This window comes from Nocardia sp. 2TAF39 (assembly GCF_052114905.1).
Classification (GTDB): Bacteria; Actinomycetota; Actinomycetes; order Mycobacteriales; family Mycobacteriaceae; genus Nocardia.
The window spans coordinates 69,090-86,572 of record NZ_JBFRFQ010000014.1 but is presented as its reverse complement, the minus strand read 5'-3'; the positions used below and the strand labels follow the sequence as shown (position 1 = coordinate 86,572).

The 17,483-nt window shown below is 67.6% G+C and carries 17 protein-coding genes, 1 tRNA gene and 1 pseudogene; 6 read left to right on the top strand and 13 right to left on the bottom strand.

The features are described 5' to 3' along the window. Positions 1-64: 64 nt before the first annotated feature. Together AB4Z47_RS11240 and AB4Z47_RS11235 are read right to left on the bottom strand one after the other, a co-directional pair. Entirely contained in the window at positions 65-1,183 is a 1,119-nt protein-coding gene (locus tag AB4Z47_RS11240; protein ID WP_441950109.1) for a branched-chain amino acid ABC transporter substrate-binding protein, read from the bottom strand. 312 nt (positions 1,184-1,495) lie between these two features. After that, a complete protein-coding gene (locus tag AB4Z47_RS11235) occupies positions 1,496-2,113 on the bottom strand; it encodes an ANTAR domain-containing response regulator (RefSeq protein WP_357268597.1) in 618 nt (205 codons plus the stop codon). Positions 2,114-2,333: 220 nt separating this feature from the next. On the opposite strand from AB4Z47_RS11235, the gene AB4Z47_RS11230 reads away from it, so the two are divergent. From AB4Z47_RS11230 to AB4Z47_RS11215, 4 genes and pseudogenes are all read left to right on the top strand, one after another. Then, positions 2,334-2,417: transfer RNA gene (locus AB4Z47_RS11230), tRNA-Leu, on the top strand. A 389-nt stretch (positions 2,418-2,806) separates the two neighbouring features. Further along, complete coding sequence (locus tag AB4Z47_RS11225; RefSeq protein WP_441950107.1) at positions 2,807-3,133, top strand: monooxygenase family protein; 327 nt, start codon at positions 2,807-2,809, stop codon at positions 3,131-3,133. A 226-nt stretch (positions 3,134-3,359) separates the two neighbouring features. Continuing rightward, positions 3,360-4,080 (top strand): annotated as a pseudogene (locus AB4Z47_RS11220) (arsenate reductase/protein-tyrosine-phosphatase family protein). 66 nt (positions 4,081-4,146) lie between these two features. Further along, positions 4,147-4,527, top strand: coding sequence for a hypothetical protein (locus tag AB4Z47_RS11215; protein ID WP_441950105.1), 381 nt, complete (start codon positions 4,147-4,149; stop codon positions 4,525-4,527). A gap of 6 nt (positions 4,528-4,533) precedes the next feature. Here the strand turns inward: AB4Z47_RS11215 and AB4Z47_RS11210 are convergent, their stop codons facing one another. The 11 genes from AB4Z47_RS11210 to AB4Z47_RS11160 form a co-directional block, all read right to left on the bottom strand. Further along, positions 4,534-5,361 carry an acyl-CoA thioesterase gene (locus AB4Z47_RS11210; RefSeq protein ID WP_441950195.1) on the bottom strand — a complete coding sequence of 276 codons (828 nt, stop codon included), beginning with the start codon at positions 5,359-5,361 and terminating at the stop codon, positions 4,534-4,536. Positions 5,362-5,453: 92 nt separating this feature from the next. Beyond that, on the bottom strand, positions 5,454-6,872 hold the full coding sequence (gene pyk, locus AB4Z47_RS11205) for a pyruvate kinase (RefSeq protein ID WP_441950104.1): 1,419 nt from the start codon (positions 6,870-6,872) through the stop codon (positions 5,454-5,456). A 72-nt stretch (positions 6,873-6,944) separates the two neighbouring features. Then, complete coding sequence (locus AB4Z47_RS11200; protein ID WP_441950102.1) at positions 6,945-7,616, bottom strand: amino acid ABC transporter permease; 672 nt, start codon at positions 7,614-7,616, stop codon at positions 6,945-6,947. A gap of 12 nt (positions 7,617-7,628) precedes the next feature. Then, positions 7,629-8,381: an amino acid ABC transporter substrate-binding protein gene (locus tag AB4Z47_RS11195; protein WP_441950101.1), complete on the bottom strand. Its 753-nt coding sequence runs from the start codon at positions 8,379-8,381 to the stop codon at positions 7,629-7,631. Positions 8,382-8,577: 196 nt separating this feature from the next. Then, entirely contained in the window at positions 8,578-9,153 is a 576-nt protein-coding gene (locus tag AB4Z47_RS11190) for an NINE protein (RefSeq protein ID WP_441950099.1), read from the bottom strand. 291 nt (positions 9,154-9,444) lie between these two features. Continuing rightward, on the bottom strand, positions 9,445-10,671 hold the full coding sequence (gene lgt / locus AB4Z47_RS11185; protein ID WP_441950098.1) for a prolipoprotein diacylglyceryl transferase: 1,227 nt from the start codon (positions 10,669-10,671) through the stop codon (positions 9,445-9,447). Between the two features lie 247 nt (positions 10,672-10,918). Beyond that, positions 10,919-11,719: a tryptophan synthase subunit alpha gene (trpA, locus tag AB4Z47_RS11180; RefSeq protein ID WP_441950096.1), complete on the bottom strand. Its 801-nt coding sequence runs from the start codon at positions 11,717-11,719 to the stop codon at positions 10,919-10,921. Continuing rightward, positions 11,716-12,990: a tryptophan synthase subunit beta gene (gene trpB / locus AB4Z47_RS11175; protein WP_441950094.1), complete on the bottom strand. Its 1,275-nt coding sequence runs from the start codon at positions 12,988-12,990 to the stop codon at positions 11,716-11,718. Before trpB ends, trpA begins: the two co-directional genes overlap by 4 nt. Continuing rightward, positions 12,987-13,805 carry an indole-3-glycerol phosphate synthase TrpC gene (trpC, locus tag AB4Z47_RS11170; protein ID WP_441950093.1) on the bottom strand — a complete coding sequence of 273 codons (819 nt, stop codon included), beginning with the start codon at positions 13,803-13,805 and terminating at the stop codon, positions 12,987-12,989. The genes trpB and trpC overlap by 4 nt, the downstream gene beginning before the upstream one ends. Before the next feature lie 183 nt (positions 13,806-13,988). Further along, a complete protein-coding gene (locus AB4Z47_RS11165) occupies positions 13,989-14,798 on the bottom strand; it encodes a TIGR02234 family membrane protein (protein ID WP_441950091.1) in 810 nt (269 codons plus the stop codon). Further along, a complete protein-coding gene (locus AB4Z47_RS11160) occupies positions 14,795-16,354 on the bottom strand; it encodes an anthranilate synthase component I (protein ID WP_441950089.1) in 1,560 nt (519 codons plus the stop codon). Before AB4Z47_RS11160 ends, AB4Z47_RS11165 begins: the two co-directional genes overlap by 4 nt. Positions 16,355-16,613: 259 nt before the next feature. Here AB4Z47_RS11160 and AB4Z47_RS11155 point away from each other — a divergent pair, with 259 nt between their 5' ends. Both AB4Z47_RS11155 and AB4Z47_RS11150 read left to right on the top strand, forming a co-directional pair. Beyond that, complete coding sequence (locus AB4Z47_RS11155; protein WP_441950088.1) at positions 16,614-16,847, top strand: hypothetical protein; 234 nt, start codon at positions 16,614-16,616, stop codon at positions 16,845-16,847. A gap of 170 nt (positions 16,848-17,017) precedes the next feature. Continuing rightward, a complete protein-coding gene (locus tag AB4Z47_RS11150) occupies positions 17,018-17,473 on the top strand; it encodes a peroxiredoxin (RefSeq protein WP_441950086.1) in 456 nt (151 codons plus the stop codon). The last annotated feature ends 10 nt before the right edge of the window (positions 17,474-17,483 follow it).

Below are 17,483 nucleotides of genomic sequence, written 5' to 3'. Positions count from 1 at the left end.
ACCGAACAACAGCACGTACGGGGATTCGCGCGATCCCCCGTACGTGCTGTGTCCGGAATTCGGGCTACTTGACCTCGTACACCCAGATCAGCGCGTTCGACAGCTCGCCGTTCGGGTCCCACTTGTACTGACGCGCGAGGCCGGCACCGTCGTACGTCCGCACATACTCGAGCAGATCCGGGCGGGTCACCTTGCCGCCGTCGATGCCCTTGGACAGGATCGTGGTCAGGTCGTAGGCCTCGACCGAGTAGACGCCCGGCGCCTGACCGTTGAGCACCTCGTAGTCCTTGGCGAACTTCTCCGGCGCGGGACCACACGGGCACGACAGCTTCGCGCCCTTGGCCGCACTACCGGCCTGGGCGACGAACTGCGGGTCGTTGGTGCCGTCGGCGGAGACGAAGACCGCCTTCACACCGCCGGACTTCAACTGCTGGGCCAGCGGGGCGGCCTCGGAGTAGTAACCGGAGTAGAAGATGGCGTCCGGATTCGCGCCCGCGACCTTGGTAACCGTCGCGGAGAAGTCCTTGTCGCCCTTCTTGATACTGGCGGCGCACGCCGGGTCGGCGGCGGAGCCGAGTCCCTCGGTGATCGACCTCGCCAGCCCGGTGCCGTAGTCGGTGTTGTCCTGGATGACGCAGACCTTCTTGTAGCCCGCGGTGTTGACCAGGTACTTCGCCACCGAAGGGCCCTGCACGTCATCATTGGCCAGACCGCGGAAGAAGCTGCTCCAGCCGTTCTGGGTCAGCGTGGCGTTGGTCGCCGACGAGGTGACCGAGACCAGGCCCGCGTCGCTGAGGATCTTTCCGGTTGCCTTCGTCTCCCCGGAGAACCCGGGACCGACCAAGCCGATGATCGACTTGTCGTTGACGATCTGCGGGATCACCTGGGTGGCCTTCTGCGGGTCACCCTCGGTGTCGAACTGCCTCAGCTCGATCTTGCACCCGGGGTTCGTCTTGTTGTGCTGATCGAGGGCGAGCTTGACGCCGTTCACGATGTTGATGCCCAGCGCGGCATCCGGCCCGGTCAGCGCGCCCGCCATCGCGATGGCCGTGCCGGGGGCGCAGGTCGCCTTGCCATCGCCCGCGGGGTCGGCCGCCTTGGCCGTATCGGCCTTCGGCACCTCCTTGCCCTGCTGGTCGACCTGCATGACCGGCTGGATGGACAGACCGCCCGAACCGTTCATACCCGACGCATCCGAACCGCTGCCCGTGGATTTGTCGCTACACCCTGTCAGCACCAGCGCGGCGGCAGCGCCGATGACCAGAACACCTCGCGTCGTACGACTCCGGCATGTCGAACTAAGCACGTTTCACCTCTAAGTTCTGCGCTCCCCCGGGATCACCGAGGAGGCCGACTACGTCAGCCCGGTCAGAACATAGCGTCGGTACGTTATTTCCGCATCACATTCGCATCATGCACGCGACATCATGTCGAACTTTCGTTTACGAGCTTGTTTCGTCCGAGTAAATTTTCCGGCCGGTGCCACAAGCCGATGTCACTTGGGAGCCAGATTCTCCAACACGACCTCCGCTACGGCCTTCATCGTCGTCCGACGATCCATTGCCGTGCGCTGAATCCACTTGAACGCCTGCGGTTCCGAAAGGCCTTGGGTCTGCATCAGAACACCCTTCGCCCGCTCCACCAGCTTGCGCGTCTCCAGCCGATCGGCCAGATTCGCCACCTCGCTCTCCAGCGCCGTGATCTCATGGAAGCGGCTCGCCGCCAATTCGATGGCAGGCACCAGATCCGATTTCGTGAACGGTTTCACCAAATAGGCCATCGCACCCGCGTCGCGTGCCCGCTCCACCAGATCCCGCTGACTGAACGCGGTCAGAATGACCACAGGGGCAACACGTTTCGACGCGATCTCCGCCGCCGCATCGATACCGTCCCGGCGCGGCATCTTCACATCCATGATGACCAGATCCGGCCGGTGCTCCACCGCGAGATCGACCGCCTGCTGGCCATCGCCCGCCTCGCCGACGACCTGATAACCCTCTTCGGTCAGCATCTCGACCAGATCCATGCGAATGAGCGCCTCGTCCTCGGCGACGACGACCCGCTTCGCCCCGGCGTCGCGCTTCGTGCCGGCGCCCCCAGCTGCTGTGCTCATAGGTAGACCCCTCTGGTTCCGATGCCTGTCCCCGACACACCGTGGGACCACGGTCGTACCACACGACCAACGGCCAACCATCGGGCTGTCGAGTGATGTAAAGAGTACCTTTCACTTCGGCACAGAACGCATATACCCTGCGCAAACCGCATCCCGCACGCTGCCGAAGACAGCCCATTCGCTTCCGGCGTACAGGACCCGCTATAGTTCCACCCGGTGCGCCGAGTTGGCGGAACTGGCAGACGCGACGGTCTCAAAAACCGTTGTCCGAAAGGACGTGTGGGTTCGAGTCCCACACTCGGCACTCGCTTTTGGGCGACCCCTGCTCGCGGAGAGCGTTCGCGGGGGCGCTCGTCATTCTTTCTTGGGGTGCAACCCCCAGGCCCTGCTCGGCGACGTTTCGCCCGTTACCTTTTTGTGGGCCCTGAACCCCCCGCGGGCTTGTGGTTGCGTTGGGTGGGATGTCACGTTCGAGCAGGGTTGCTTTTCGTGGGCATAGGGAGAGCCTTCGGGAACGGCGCGTCATTTCCCCTTGGGTGTGACCCAGGTCTCGCCCTCGAACCCTAGGGCTTTTGGTTGTGTTAGGTGGGTCGCGCTATTGAGCAGGGTTGCGGACGCACTCGAGCATGTGGCCGAACGAGGGGTTGCATTCCGCGGAGGGATAGTGGGAAGCGCTCGTCATTCTTTCCGAGGGTGCAACACGGGCTCCCGCTCGCACTGGGGGCGCGACAGTACTGGCGCGGCCTCGACAGCCCGAAATCATGGACCCGCTCGGCGCCACACCGGGACTGGTGGCAGCGGTTCCTGCACGACTCCGGCGGCACCGGATTCCGGCACGAGGCATACTTCGCGCGCGGCGGAATCGACGACATGGACACCTCGACCGGGCTTGCCCGATTCGCGCCGGTGATCGCCTCGCGCGGGCGGTCGTTCTCCACCTGGGGACGCGTCGAGGACAAACCCGCCGAGGTCGCGCCCGTGGTACCCGAATCCGCGCTGTACGACAACGAATCCGAGTAGTCCCGCAGGTCCTATCGAAAAAATCACAACGCAGCGTTCGGATGTCCGCGCCAGGTATGCGGGTTACGACAACAACTGCATCAACTCCATGGTGACGTACGCCACAGGCCACGAGCGCCGCCTTTCATGTACGGCACGCGACCAGCAGATGAATATACGTTCCCACCACTGGGATCAATGAACTTCAGTACTTCTGGTACGGTGCCCGCCGTTTATCGTGTCATGTGTGCACGTCTTGTTCGTCTGCAACGGCAACGTTTGCCGTTCGGTGATCGCCGAGCGGCTCACCCGCGCCGTCGCGGTCGAACACGACCTGCGCCAGCTCACCGCCGAGAGCGCGGGAACCCGTGCACTGGTGGGTTTTCCGGTCGAGCCGCGCGCCGCACAGGCCATCACCGGACTCGGCGCCGACCCGAGCAATTTCCGGGCCCGCCGCCTGAAGCCCGAGATGATAGACAAGGCCGACCTGGTTCTCGCGATGACCGAGCAGATCCGCGACCAGGCCATCGAGATGGACTCTGGTGCGGGGCCGCGCACCTTCACGCTGTTGGAAGCACAGCGGATTGCCCACGTCACCGGCGCGCGCACCATCGGCGAGCTGCATCAGGCGCGCAGCGACCTGTCGCTGGTCGGCCGAGAGAACATCGCCGACCCGGTCGGGTTGTCGGCGCAAGCTTTCTGCGAGGTCGGCGACAGCATCGCCGAGGCGCTCATCCCGCTGCTGCTGACCCTCGCCCCCGCACGAACAGCCCCGTTCGTGGAATAACGACCGCTCCGGGCTGGTGGTCCGGCCTGGCGCGGCGCCCGCGCCGCTGGCCACCTTTCTCGCTACGCAGCGCGCGCTGACCCGCGCCAGACAGCGTATAAGACACCAGGCAGCACCCAGCTGCGTTCAGTTCCGGCCCCGAGGGTTTACACTGCCCGCGGACAGCAACTTCCACCGTTGATGGTTCGACACACGACAGGAATCAGACATGCCGAAACGAATTTCGGATGTTTCGCTCCATGTTTATGTGACACCGAAGACCCTCGAACGTGTCGTCGAGACCGTTCGCGAGGTGGTGGACGACCACCTCGCCGACCGCGACGTGTTCGCCTGGCGCTTCACCCTGCCGGTCGACACCGACGACCCGGCCCACGTGGCCCTCGAAACCCACTGGCGCGAAGTACATCTCGACCGAGTGCCGGAAACCCGGGTCACCTACGAGATCGCACTCAGCCTCGTAGGTGCGCCCGACGAACTGACCGACGACGACGTGGCCGCGCTGGAACGGCAACTGCTGCACGGGATCTACGCCGTCGCGCGGATCGAGCCCGGACAGGAGATCCCGGTCTCGATCCGCGCCTCGCAACGCACCGACGTGGATCTCGATATCGATCTCGAACTGCTGTAGCGGGACCTACTCCGCCGATTCCCGCCTGCGCGCGGGGAAGTGGCGGATGAGCCCCTCCTGCACCGTGGTGGCGAGTAGGTCGCCGCTGCGGGAGTAGAAACGTCCGGTCGCCAGTCCGCGGGAGCCTGCGGCCACAGGAGACTCGGTGGCATACAGCGCCCACTCGTCGAAACGGAAGGGGCGGTGGAACCAAATCGAATGGTTGACCGTGGCGGCCACGATCCGGTCCAGCCCCCAGGACAGCCCGTGCGTGGTGATGATCGAGTCCAGCACCGTGGTGTCGGACGAATAGCCGAGCGCGGCAACGTGAATCAGCGGGTCGTCGGGCAACCGGCCGTCCGCGCGCATCCACACCCGGTTGTGGTTGAGCCGCTCCCCCGTGCCCTTCAGGATCCACGCCGGGTCGTTGGTGTAGCGCATGTCGATCGGGTGTGGCGCATTGACGAACATCTCCAGCTTGTCCTCCAAACCTTCGAAGCTCTCCTCCACCCGCGGCAACGTCTCCGGATCGGGCACGTCCGGTTGCGCGTGCGCGTGCTCGAGTCCCTTGCCCCACTCCTGGAACGCGGCGAGCATGACGAACAGCTCTTGCCCGTCCTGGCTGGCGGTGACTGTACGGTTGGCGAACGCGCGGCCGTCGCGGTGGCGGTCCACCCGGTACTCGATCGGCTTCTTCACGTCGCCGCCCCGCACGAAATGCGCGTTGACGGCGTGCACCGGACGGTCACCGACCGTCCGGCCCGCCGCCATGATCGCCTGCGAGACGAGCTGACCGCCGAAGGTCCGGCTCCACACCTTCGCGGGATGCTGACCGACGAACACGTCCTCGTCCATCTGCTCCAGGTCGAGCAGGCCGAGCAGCACGTCCAGGTCGGAGCCCGCTGCGGGCGCCTCCTCGACGTCGACGCTACTTAAAGAAGCAGTCACTAATGGTCCTCCTCGCCGATGCGGTGCACGTGGATCAGGTTGGTGGAGCCAACGGTACCCGGCGGGGACCCGGCCACGATGACCACGAGGTCACCCTTTTGGTATCGCTCCATCGACAGCAGTGCTACATCAACCTGGTGGATCATCGCGTCGGTGCTGTTCACCGTCGGCACGATGAATGTCTCCGTGCCCCAGGTCAGCGCCAGTTGGCTACGTACTTCCGGCAGCGGCGTGAACGCCAGCAGCGGCAGCGGGGTGTGCAACCGCGCGAGGCGACGCACCGTGTCGCCCGACTGGGTGAACGCGACCAGCGCCTTGGCGTTGAGCCGCTCGCCGATGTCGCGCGCGGCGTAGGAGATCACGCCGCGCTTGGTGCGCGGCACGTGGGTCAGCGGGGGCACCCGGGTCGACTCGGTCTCCACCGCGTGCACGATGCGCGCCATCGTGCGCACCGTCTCGATCGGGTACTTGCCCACCGAGGTCTCGCCCGAAAGCATCACCGCGTCGGCGCCGTCGAGCACCGCGTTCGCCACGTCCGAGGCCTCGGCTCGGGTCGGGCGGGAGTTCTCGATCATCGACTCCAGCATCTGGGTCGCCACGATGACCGGCTTGGCGTTCTCGCGGGCCATCTGAATGGCGCGCTTCTGCACGATCGGCACCTGCTCGAGCGGCAGCTCGACGCCGAGGTCACCGCGGGCGACCATCACCGCGTCGAAAGCCAGCACCACGGCCTCCAGGTTGTCGATCGCCTCCGGCTTCTCCAGCTTGGCGATCACCGGCACCCGGCGGCCCACCCGGTCCATCACGTCATGCACCAGCTCGACGTCGGACGGGGACCGCACGAACGACAGCGCGATGAAGTCGACGCCGAGCTTCAGCGCGAACTCCAAGTCCTCGATGTCCTTGTCCGACAGCGCGGGCACCGACACGTCCATACCGGGCAGCGAGACGCCCTTGTTGTTCGAGACCGGACCGCCCTCGGTCACCCGGCACACCACGTCGTTGCCCTCGACCCGGGTGACGGTGACACCCACCTTGCCGTCGTCGACCAGCAGCCGGTCGCCGGGCTTGGCGTCCTTGGCCAGCTCCTTGTAGGTGGTGGACACCCGGTCGTGGGTCCCTTCGACGTCGTCGACGGTGATGCGGACCTCTTCACCCGTCGCCCAGACGGTCTTGCCCTCGATGAAGCGGCCGAGGCGGATCTTCGGACCCTGCAGGTCGGCGAGAATGCCCACCGCTCTGCCGAGGTGGTCCGAGGCCTGACGCACCTTCTTGTAGTTCTCGGCATGGTCCGAGTGTTCGCCATGGCTGAAGTTCAGCCGAGCCACATCCATACCGCTCTCGACGAGTTCGCGGATACGGTCCTCGGTGGCAGTGGCCGGGCCGAGCGTGCACACAATCTTCGTCCGTCGCATCACGGGTAGAGCCTAGTCCTGCGTGGTCCCCGGGTCGTCGCCCGGCCATGGTGAAAACTCGATGAAAAATATGAACTACCTTCGGGCGATATGGCGGGCAAGCCGAGTTTCCAGCCGGGTCTGCCCGAATCCGAGGACCAGGCAGATGACCCAGTAGTAGATGGCCGCGACTCCGTACAGCGCGAAGAAGTCGAAGGTCGGGGCGGCCGCCAGCTGCGCGACCCGCAGCAGCTCGGTCACCAGGATGGTCGAGGCCAGCGAGGTGTCCTTCACCAACGAGATGAGCGTGTTGGACAGCGGCGGCACCGCGATCCGCGACGCCTGCGGCAAGATGATCAGCCGCATCATCATCGGGTACGACATGCCCAGCGCCTTGGCCGCCTCCCACTGCCCGTCCGCGACGCTGAGAATGGCGGCGCGTACCACCTCGGCCGCGTAGCCGCCGACATTGAGGCTGAACGCGATCACCGCTGCGGGAAACGGGTCGATCACGATGTCGAACTGCGGCAGCGCGTAGAACACGATGAACAGCTGCACCAGCAGCGGCGTGCCGCGAATGATCGAGATATAGAACCGGGCCGCCGCCGACAACGGCCACACCGGCGACATCCTGGCCAGCGCGACGAACAGCGCGATCACCAGGCCGATGGCGAAGCTGATCGCGGTCAGCGGAATGGTCTTGGTGAGCGTGGCCTGCAGCATCGGCCACAGGTTGTGCCAGRTGAGATCTCTCGTGGCGGCGTCCATGAACGGTGTCGGCTACCGGCTGACGTCGGTGCCGAAGTACTTCTCGGAGATCTTCGCCAGGGTGCCATCGGCGCGCAGCTGGTCCAGCGCCTTGTCCACGTCGGCGATCAGCGCGTCGTCCTTGCGGGCGGCGAAGGCCTGCTGGCTCGCCGCTCCGGTCTTGCCCGCGATCTTCACGCCGGTGTCGCCGGTCTTCTTGGTGTATTCGGCGACAGCGAGGTTGTCGTTGACGGTGGCGTCGACGCGGCCGTTCTTCAGCAGCTGGATGGCCTGCACGAAGCCCTCCACTGCCTCGACCTTCGCGCCCGCGTCGGTGGCGACCTTGCTCCAGTTGCTCGTGGCCGACTGCGCGCAGGTCTTGCCGTTCAGATCGGCGAGGGTGGCGATGGCGTTGTTGTCGGCGCGGGTGACGATCACGCCCGCCGAGATGGTGTAGGGCGTGGACAGCGCGTACTTGTTCTTGCGCTCGTCGTTCACCGTCACCTGGTTGGCGACCAGCTCGAAGCGCTTGGACTCCAGACCGGCGAAGATCGCGTCCCACGGCGTCTGCACGAACTCGACCTTCTTTCCGAGCTTGTCGCCGACCGCCCGGATCACCTCGACGTCGTAGCCGGTGAGCTTGCCGTCGGAACCCTGGAAGCTGAACGGCGCGTAGGTGCCCTCGGTACCGACCTTCAGCACGTTCGGGTCGCTACTGCCGCAAGCGCTGAGCCCGCTGGCGGCGACGATGGCGAGCATGGCGGCGGCGAACAGCTTGCGACGCACGGGGGTAACCCTCTCTTCGGTGCGTGGAGCTCCACACACGACACGCAAAATCCGGCTCATGCTACGCCTGGACCTGTGCGATGCACAGTATCTCGATCATCGTGCGCCGCAGGGTTGTGCTCATTGATTTCGCACCCGTACGCACGGAGAGGCGGACACGTCGCGCCCGCCTCTCAGTCGTGTGGATGCCCCGCGGTCAGTCGCGCAGCGGGCGACCGTTGGGATCGGGCACCTTGCCGACGAGGATCATGATGCCGTCGATAAGGCCCCAGATGCCGCCGAGGCCGCAGGTCACGATGGTGACCAGCAGCTGGGCGACGCCCAGGCCGGTGTAGCCGAGGTAGAAGCGGCCGACGCCGAAACTGCCGAGGAAGATCTGCAGGAGGCCCGCGATCAGCTTCTGTTTGTCCGACAGCGGCACACCGTAGGGGTCCCGGCCCCACGGCGCCTCCGGGTCGTTCGGGTTGTAGCCCTGCGGACCGCCGACGTACGGCGCGGGCGGGTAGCCGCCGGGCTGCTGACCGTACGGGTCAGTGGGCTGACCGTACTGGGGCTGACCGTACTGGGGCTGGCCGTACTGGGGCTGGCCGTACTGGGGCTGACCGTACGGGGCAGCGGGTTGGCCGTACTGCTGCTGGGCGTTGGGGTCCGACGGCGGGCTGTACTGCGGCTGACTCGGCGCGTCCTGCGGCTTGTTCAAGTCCGGACCCGTACCGGGCGGGCCGTACTGCGGACCGCCGACTCCTGGGTTCTGCTGGTAGGGGTCGGTCACTCATGTCCTCCTCATTCGTGCGGGTACCCTTCTCGGCCCCCGATCTGCGTGAACCGCCGAATTACCGCTCCCGACGATCACGAGTCATTGTTACCGTGATCGACCGGGATTGTCGCGCCTGGGCATTCGGCACTCGCAGGGACTGTCGCGGTGCGTCTCCGGTTCGTTGCCGTAGACGGAAATCCTGGGCATCGACGGTAACGGGTCCGCGCGTGAGACGGGCGCATCGGCGCCCAGCTCACGCGCAGGTCACTTTTGGTCCGAACCCGCTTTGTCGGACTCCCGGCTTCGTCAATCAGTCTCGTCGGAACCGGTCCTGTCGGGTTCAACCGCGGCTGGCTTACCCGATTCGACGGTCTTGCCGGGCGCGGCAGCCTCGGCGTCGGCGGACGCATTCGCGCCGGACTCGTTGTCGGTCTGCGCGCTCGCCTGGGCATCGGATGTCCCCGAGCCGTCGTCGCCCCCGCTGTCGGCCGTGCCCGCACCGTCGTCTGCGGTGGCTGTGCCCGACGCCTTTTCCGACGCCGACGTAGCATCGGGTGCTGCCGCCTCCGCCGGGGTCGTCCCCGCGGCTCGCAGTGCGCGGATCTGCCATGGCCATGGGCGCGGGCTCGCACCGGGCTGCAACTGTGCGGCGGTCTCGCGTCCCTTCGTCGCGAATACGAAGTAGGCCACGGCGGCCAGGAACACCACGGCGGAGGTGAACGAGTTGATCCGGATGCCCGCGATCTTGGTCGCCTCGTCGTCGCGCATCAGCTCGACGAAGAACCGTCCGAAGCAGTAGCCCGCGACGTACAGCGCGAACAGGCGACCGTGCCCGATCCTGAAGCGCTTGTCCAGGAAAACCAGCAGCGCGACGACGAGCAGGTTCCAGATCAGCTCGTACAGGAAGGTGGGGTGCACGACCTTGTCGACCACACCCGTCGAGACGCCGTTCATCAGGTCGAGCTGTCCGTCGTCGCCGACCCGGCGGAAGATCTGCAGTCCCCACGGCACGTCGGTTTCGCGGCCGTACAACTCCTGGTTGAAGTAGTTGCCGAGCCGGCCGATCGCCTGGGCGAGCAGGATCGGTGGAGCGACCGCGTCACCCAACGCGGGCAACGGGATTCGGTACACCCGACAGCCGATCCACGCGCCGACACCGCCGAGCAGCACCGCACCCCAGATGCCGAGTCCGCCCTGATAGATCTTCAGCGCGTCGACCGGATGCCCGCTCGAGCCGAAGTACTTCTGCCAGTCGGTGGCCACGTGGTAGAGCCTGCCGCCGACCAGACCGAACGGCACCGCGAACATGGCGACATCCAGAATTGCGCCAGGCTGCCCGCCGCGTTCGCGCCAGCGCCGCTCTCCCCACCAGATCGCGACGATGATGCCGAGGATGATGCACAGGGCATAGGCCCGCAGCGGGAACGGCCCGATATGCCACACACCCTGCGAGGGGCTGGGAATGTAGGCCAGCACGGCGCCGCTGACGCCGCCGTCGGCCAGGACACTGTCTGCCAGGACTCGTAAGGTCACGGGGCCACCGTAGCGGAGATCCGCACTCGCGCCGCCACCACCGCACCACCCCTGCCGCGGCGAGGCTCAGCGCCGCGGCACCGAGCGCGGTGCGGACGGCCGACTGACCGCGGGATGCGACGGCGACCATCGGTGCGATTGACGAATACGGCGCGGCTCGCCGCCGGGCCTGCCATGCGGAGGGTCGAGGCGCAATCGGTCCTACGACGGCGGAGGCGGCGCGGCTGACCGCCTTGCGCCGGGTGTGCTACGACGCGACAGTCGCCGAGCGCACACCTTCGGCAAGCTCGGCCGTGAGAGCGCGAACCGCGTCCAGCCCCTCGCCCGCGGCGCTCACCAGCGCCGAGCCGACGATGACTCCGTCCGCGTACGAGGCGATTTCGGCGGCTTGGGCCCCCGAGCGCACGCCGAGGCCGACACCGATCGGGATGTCGGAGTTGGCACGGATACGCGCGCACAGCGCGGGCGCTGCCGAGGACACCACGTCCCGAGCTCCGGTGACACCCATTGTCGAGGCCGCATACACGAAGCCGCGGCTGGCCTCGAGCGTCTTCACCAGCCGCTCCTCTGTGGACGATGGCGCGACCAGGAAGATGCGGTCCAGGTTGTGCGTAGCCGAGGCGACGAACCAGTCGTCGGCCTCCTCCGGGATCAGGTTCGGGGTGATGATGCCCGAACCACCCGCGGCGGCCAGATCGCGCGCGAAGCGGTCGACGCCGTACTGGAGCACCGGATTCCAGTAGCTCATCACCACGGCCTTGCCTCCCGCGCTGGTGACCGCCTCGACCACAGAGAACGCGTCGCGGACCCGGACGCCACCGCGCAGCGCCTGCTCGGCGGCGGCCTGAATGGTCGGGCCGTCCATCACGGGATCGGAGTAGGCGACACCGACTTCGATGATGTCGCACCCGGATTCGACCATCGCGCGGACGACCTCGATCGAACCGGCCAGGTCGGGGAAGCCCGCGGGCAGATAGCCGATCAGCGCGGCGCGGGCGTCGGCGCGGCAGGCCGCGAAGGTGTTGGCGAGGCGGGACTGCTGGCTCACTGGTGCGTTTCCTTCGGCTCGGTCTCGTCGTCGAACAGCCGGAACCAACGCGCCGCCGTGTCCATGTCCTTGTCACCCCGGCCGGAAAGGTTCACCAGGATGATCGCGCCAGGGCCGAGCTCCTTGCCCAGTTGCAGCGCGCCCGCTACCGCATGTGCGGACTCGATCGCCGGGATGATGCCCTCGGCGCGGCTGAGTAGCAGTAGCGCGTCCATCGCCTCGGTGTCGGTGACCGGCCGGTACTCGGCACGCCCGATATCTTTGAGGTAGGCGTGCTCGGGGCCGACGCCCGGGTAGTCCAAGCCCGCCGAGATCGAGTGCGACTCGATGGTCTGGCCGTCCTCGTCCTGCAGCAGGTAGGAGTAGGCGCCCTGGAAGGCACCCGGCGTTCCGCCGGTAAATGTGGCCGCGTGGCGTCCGGTTTCGACGCCGTCACCGGCAGCCTCGTAGCCGATCAGACGGACCTCGGCGTCGTCGAGGAAGGCGTGGAAGATGCCGATGGCGTTGGAGCCGCCGCCGACGCAGGCAGCGACCGCGTCGGGCAGCCTGCCGGTCGACGCCAGCACCTGGGCGCGGGCCTCCAAGCCGACGACGCGCTGGAAATCGCGCACCAGCATCGGGAACGGGTGCGGGCCCGCCGCGGTGCCGAAGCAGTAATAGGTGTTCTCGGCGTTGGTCACCCAGTCGCGTAGCGCCTCGTTGATGGCATCCTTCAGGGTCTGCGAGCCGGAGCGCACCGAAACCACTTCGGCGCCGAGCAGCCGCATGCGGGCCACGTTCAGCGCCTGGCGCGCGGTGTCGACGGCGCCCATGTAGACCACGCAGTCCAGGCCTAGCAGCGCACACGCGGTCGCGGTAGCGACACCGTGCTGGCCCGCCCCGGTCTCGGCGATCACCCGCGCCTTGCCCATCCGCTTGGCGAGCAACGCCTGGCCGAGCACGTTGTTGATCTTGTGCGAACCGGTGTGGTTCAGGTCCTCGCGCTTGAGCAGGATGCGCGCGCCACCCGCGTGCTCGGCAAGACGCTTGCACTCGAACACCGGCGAGGGACGACCGGTGTAGTCGCGCTGCAGCCGATCGAGTTCGTTGAGGAAGGACTCGTCGATGCGGGACTTCTCGTACTCGACGGTGACCTCCTCGATCACCGCCATCAGTGCCTCGGGGACGTGCCGTCCGCCGTAGACGCCGAAGTGCCCGCCCGAGTCCGGCTCGTGGCCGCTGCGCTGGGCGACGCCGTCGCTCGCCTGAGGTAGGGCCCCCACTCCTGTCACCGGCCCCGCCGCGCGGGCTTGGGGCAGGACGGATGGGTACCCGCGGTCACCAGCTCGGACACGGCGGCACGGGGATCGCCGCTGGTCACCAGGCCCTCGCCGACGAGAACGGCGTCCGCGCCCGCGCCCGCGTACGCCAGCAGGTCAGCGGTGCCGCGGATGCCGGACTCGGCGATCCGGATGACCTCGGTGGGCAGGCCGGGCGCGATCCGCGCGAACACATCGCGGTCGACCTCGAGCGTCTTGAGGTCGCGGGCGTTCACGCCGATCACGGAGGCGCCCGCCTCGAGCGCGCGATCGGCCTCCTCCTCGGTGTGCACTTCGACCAGTGCGGTCATGCCCAGCGATTCGGTGCGGTCGATCAGCGAGGACAGCACGTCCTGCTCCAGCGCCGCGACGATCAGCAGGATGACGTCCGCGCCGTGCGCGCGGGCCTCGTGGATCTGGTACGGGCCGACGACGAAGTCCTTGCGCAGGATCGGGATGTTCACCGTGGCACGGACCGCGTCCAAATCGTCCAGTGACCCATTGAAGCGGCGGCCCTCGGTGAGCACGCTGATGATCCGGGCGCCGCCGTCCTCGTAGGCTTTCGCCAGGCTCGCCGGGTCCGGGATGTCCGCGAGTTCGCCCTTGGACGGACTGGCCCGCTTGACCTCGGCGATAACGCCGATGCCGTCTTCGAGGAGCGCGGCGCGGGCGTCCAACGGCGCGGGCGCCGCGGCGGCCTTGGCCTTGACCGCCTGGAAGTCGAGAAGGGTTTCCCGAGCGGCCACATCCGCGCGGACCCCGTCGAGAATCGAGTCGAGTACCGTCATCTGGCTCGAATCCTTTCTGGGGAGACGGACTTGCTACCTGAGAATCCCCCCAGGCGCTGTCTCACCGATGCTGACAAAGAATAAATGGAAGGACCCGCCGCCTTTGCGCCGGGGTTTGTCTTGAACCACGTGGAAGGGCCTGGCACAAGGTAAGACCCGTCACAGGCGCCCTGCGCGAACAGCTCAGCGTTCATGTCTGCCCGCTTTGCCGGGGTCCGGATCGTCCGGCGGCGCCGACTCCTCGGTCGGGTCGGTGCCCGCGTCCAGCGCGTCCCACAGCACGCGCTCCGACAGTTGAGGCGGCGGCTCGGCGTCCGAAGTCGCCGTACGCCGATGGGTGACCTCTGCCGTGGCGGCGGCGCGCCGGAAGACCGGGTTGTCGTACTTGCCGGACAGGCGCCCCGTCTCGGCGGGCATGCGGGTCAACAGCGCGCCCGCCGCGAACGCGGCGATCGCGCCGAGCAACGCGAGCACGGCCGGGAGCGCCGACGCCGTCGCCTCGCCGACCTGCGCGCGGGCCGGCAGTTCGGCCAGTTTCGCGGCCCGTTCGGCGATCTTGCCGGAGTTGGTCAGCAGCGCGAACGCCGGCACCGCGGCCACCGCGGCGACCAGCGCGATGAGCACGCCGACCACGCGGCGCAGCCAGCCCCTCGTGGCCAGCACGGCCGCGATCGAGGCGAGCAGCACCAAAGCCAGCGGCGTCAGCGCGCCGAACCACACGCCGCCGTTGAGCTGGTCGATGCGCGGCTGGGTGAGGCCGTCGGAGGAGGTGACCGTCACCCAGGTCATCCGGGAAGAGCCCCAGAGCGCGGCGGCGGCCAGGGCGAGCAACGCGACGGGGCCGACCGGGTACCTGCGGTGGGACCCGGTGTCGGCGCTGGTGGCCGACCCGGAATCGTGCGGAGGCGGGACGGATGCCCGCCCGGCTTCAGCGTCCGCCTCGGTCGCTTGCTCCCGGGCGGTACCCCGTTCGCCATCGGGGTCGGCCGTCATCGGGCTCCGCCGTCCGCGGCACCCGGTGCCGCGCCGTAGGCCCGGACCGTCTCGGCCGCCGCGATCGCCTTCAACACCGCCATCGCCTTGTTGCGCGATTCGACGTCTTCGTAGTCCGGGTCCGAGTCCGCGACCACGCCCGCGCCGGCCTGGACGTAGGCCGTGCCGTCCTTCAGCAGCGCCGTGCGGATGGCGATCGCGGTGTCCGCGTCACCGGCGAAGTCCAAGTAGCCGACGACGCCGCCGTAGATGCCGCGGCGGGTCGGCTCCAGCTCCTCGATCAGCTCCATCGCCCGCACCTTGGGCGCACCGGAGAGCGTGCCCGCCGGGAAGCAGGCCCGCACCGCGTCCAGCGCGATCCGGCCGGACGCCAGCTGACCCGACACCGTCGAGACCAGGTGCATGACGTGGCTGTAGCGCTCGATGTGCCGGTACTCGGTGACCCGCACGGTGCCCGGCTCGCACACCCGACCCAGATCGTTGCGGCCGAGATCGACGAGCATGAGGTGCTCGGCGTTCTCCTTCTCGTCGGCGAGCAGCCCCTTCTCCAGCAGCAGGTCCTCCTCCTCGCTGACGCCGCGCCAGCGGGTACCCGCGATCGGATGGGTCGTCGCGACACCGTCCTTCACCGTCACCAGCGATTCCGGGCTGGACCCGACGATGGAGAACGCGGTGCCGCCCTCGCCGTCCGGGATGTGCAGCAGGTACATGTACGGGCTCGGGTTCGAGGCGCGCAGCATCCGGTACAGGTCCAGCGGCGCGCCGTCGTAGTCCATTTCGAAGCGCTGCGACAGCACCACCTGGAACGCCTCGCCCGCCTCGATCTCCTTGACCAGGCGACGCACGCCTGCTCCGAACTCCTCGGTGGTGCGCCTGCGCCGGTACCGCGGTTCGGGCTGGTCGAACACCGAGACGGTGGAATCGGCCGGCGCACCGAGCGCCGCGGTCATCCGGTCCAGCCTCGCCACCGCGTCGTCGTAGGCGGCATCGACCCGCTCGGCGGTGGCGTTCCAGTTGACCGCGTTGGCGATCAGCGTGATCGCGCCCTCGTGGTGGTCGAACGCGGCCAGATCGGTGGCCAGCAGCAGCACCATCTCCGGCAGTCGCAGGTCGTCGAGTGTCAGGTTCGGCAGGCGCTCCATCCTGCGCACCGCGTCGTAGCCGAGGTAGCCGACCATGCCGCTGGTCAGCGGAGGGAGGCCGGGCAGCCGCTCGGTCCGCAGCAGCTCGAGGGTCTCGCGCAACGCGACCAGCGGATCGCCGCCGGAGGGCGCGTCGGCCGGGATATGGCCCAGCCAGGCGGCCTCGCCGTCGACGACGGTCAGCGCCGACGGGCTTCCCGCGCCGATGAACGACCAGCGCGACCAGGACCGTCCGTTCTCCGCGGACTCGAACAGGAAGGTGCCCGCCCGGTCGCCGGCCAGCTTGCGGTAGGTCGACAGCGGAGTTTCGGAGTCCGCCAGCACCTTTCGGGTCACCGGGACCACTCGGTGCTCCGCGGCCAGCTGATGGAATTGTTCGCGGGTCGTGGTGGTGGGAGTGGACGCGCCTGGCATGTGCTCATCATCCCAGGTGGGGCTGACACGTCGGTCGGCGGTGTCGGTGATTACGACAGAACGGGTCGCCGAGCCCGACAATTCGGACAGCCGACCGTCCGGTTCCTACGTGGATGCAGGACCTGTGGCGGCCGTCACTACACTCGCTGCGTTCGACGTCGCATGCGGTATCCACCTCGAGAGGAAACAACTGATGTACCCCTCGCAACCGGTAGCGCCCATCCCGGGCCACGGTGCCCCGCCTCGCCACGCTCCACGGATGGCAGGCACGAGTCAGATGGGCCACCAGCAGACCACCGGTTCGATCAACGCTCTCGCGTCTTTCGTCACCTATGTCAAAGCGCTGGAGTCCTTGGACAAGAACCACTTTCCGGACGAGTACGCCACGCACAGCGATCGCATCAAGGAACTGAAGCCTTTCCTGCGCGCGCACGGCATCCTCGACGTCATGGCGATCAAGAATCCCGAGGTGGCCGCGCTCATCGGCGCGTAGCCGCAGCGCGGCGTACGCGCCGCGCACCCCCCGGCTCGTGCCCGGCCACCGTCGCAGGCGATCGCATCGCATCGGCTCGTCGGCGGGCACGAGCACCAGGACCCCCCGTGCGGGCACGGCACCGGTGACCGAATGCCGAATCGGCCGAGCACCCGGTAGTGTTCTCAATCATGCAGCAAGGACAGCTCGCTCCGCACTTCGAGCTTCCCGATCAGTCCGGCACCCCCCGCTCGCTCGACGCGTTGCTGGCGGAGGGCCCGCTGGTTCTCTTCTTCTATCCCGCGGCAAACACCCCGGTCTGCACGGCCGAGGCCTGTCACTTCCGTGACCTGGCCGCCGAATTCGCTGCCGTCGGCGCGACCTGCGTCGGTATCAGCACCGACAGCGTGCAGACCCAGGCCGGGTTCGCCGACAAACAGCGCCTCGGCTATCCGCTGCTCTCCGACTCCGACGGCGCGGTCGCGGCGCGGTTCGGCGTCAAACGCGGACTACTCGGCAAGCTGGCGCCGGTGAAGCGGCAGACGTTCGTCATCGACACCGATCGCACGATCAGCAAGATCATCACCGGCGAGCTGCGCGCCGCCGTGCACGCCGACGAGGCCTTGAAGTTCCTGAGCGCCAGGTAGACGGAGCGAC

Coding starts and splice junctions, on each gene's coding strand:
- AB4Z47_RS11240 (WP_441950109.1), bottom strand. CDS start 1,183: ATGAACGGTTCGGGCGGTCTGTCCATCCAGCCGGTCATGCAGGTCGAC.
- AB4Z47_RS11235 (WP_357268597.1), bottom strand. CDS start 2,113: ATGAGCACAGCAGCTGGGGGCGCCGGCACGAAGCGCGACGCCGGGGCG.
- AB4Z47_RS11210 (WP_441950195.1), bottom strand. CDS start 5,361: ATGGACGAGGACGTGTTCGTCGGTCAGCATCCCGCGAAGGTGTGGAGC.
- trpC (WP_441950093.1), bottom strand. CDS start 13,805: ATGACGGTACTCGACTCGATTCTCGACGGGGTCCGCGCGGATGTGGCC.
- AB4Z47_RS11165 (WP_441950091.1), bottom strand. CDS start 14,798: ATGACGGCCGACCCCGATGGCGAACGGGGTACCGCCCGGGAGCAAGCG.
- AB4Z47_RS11160 (WP_441950089.1), bottom strand. CDS start 16,354: ATGCCAGGCGCGTCCACTCCCACCACCACGACCCGCGAACAATTCCAT.
- AB4Z47_RS11155 (WP_441950088.1), top strand. CDS start 16,614: ATGGCAGGCACGAGTCAGATGGGCCACCAGCAGACCACCGGTTCGATC.
- AB4Z47_RS11150 (WP_441950086.1), top strand. CDS start 17,018: ATGCAGCAAGGACAGCTCGCTCCGCACTTCGAGCTTCCCGATCAGTCC.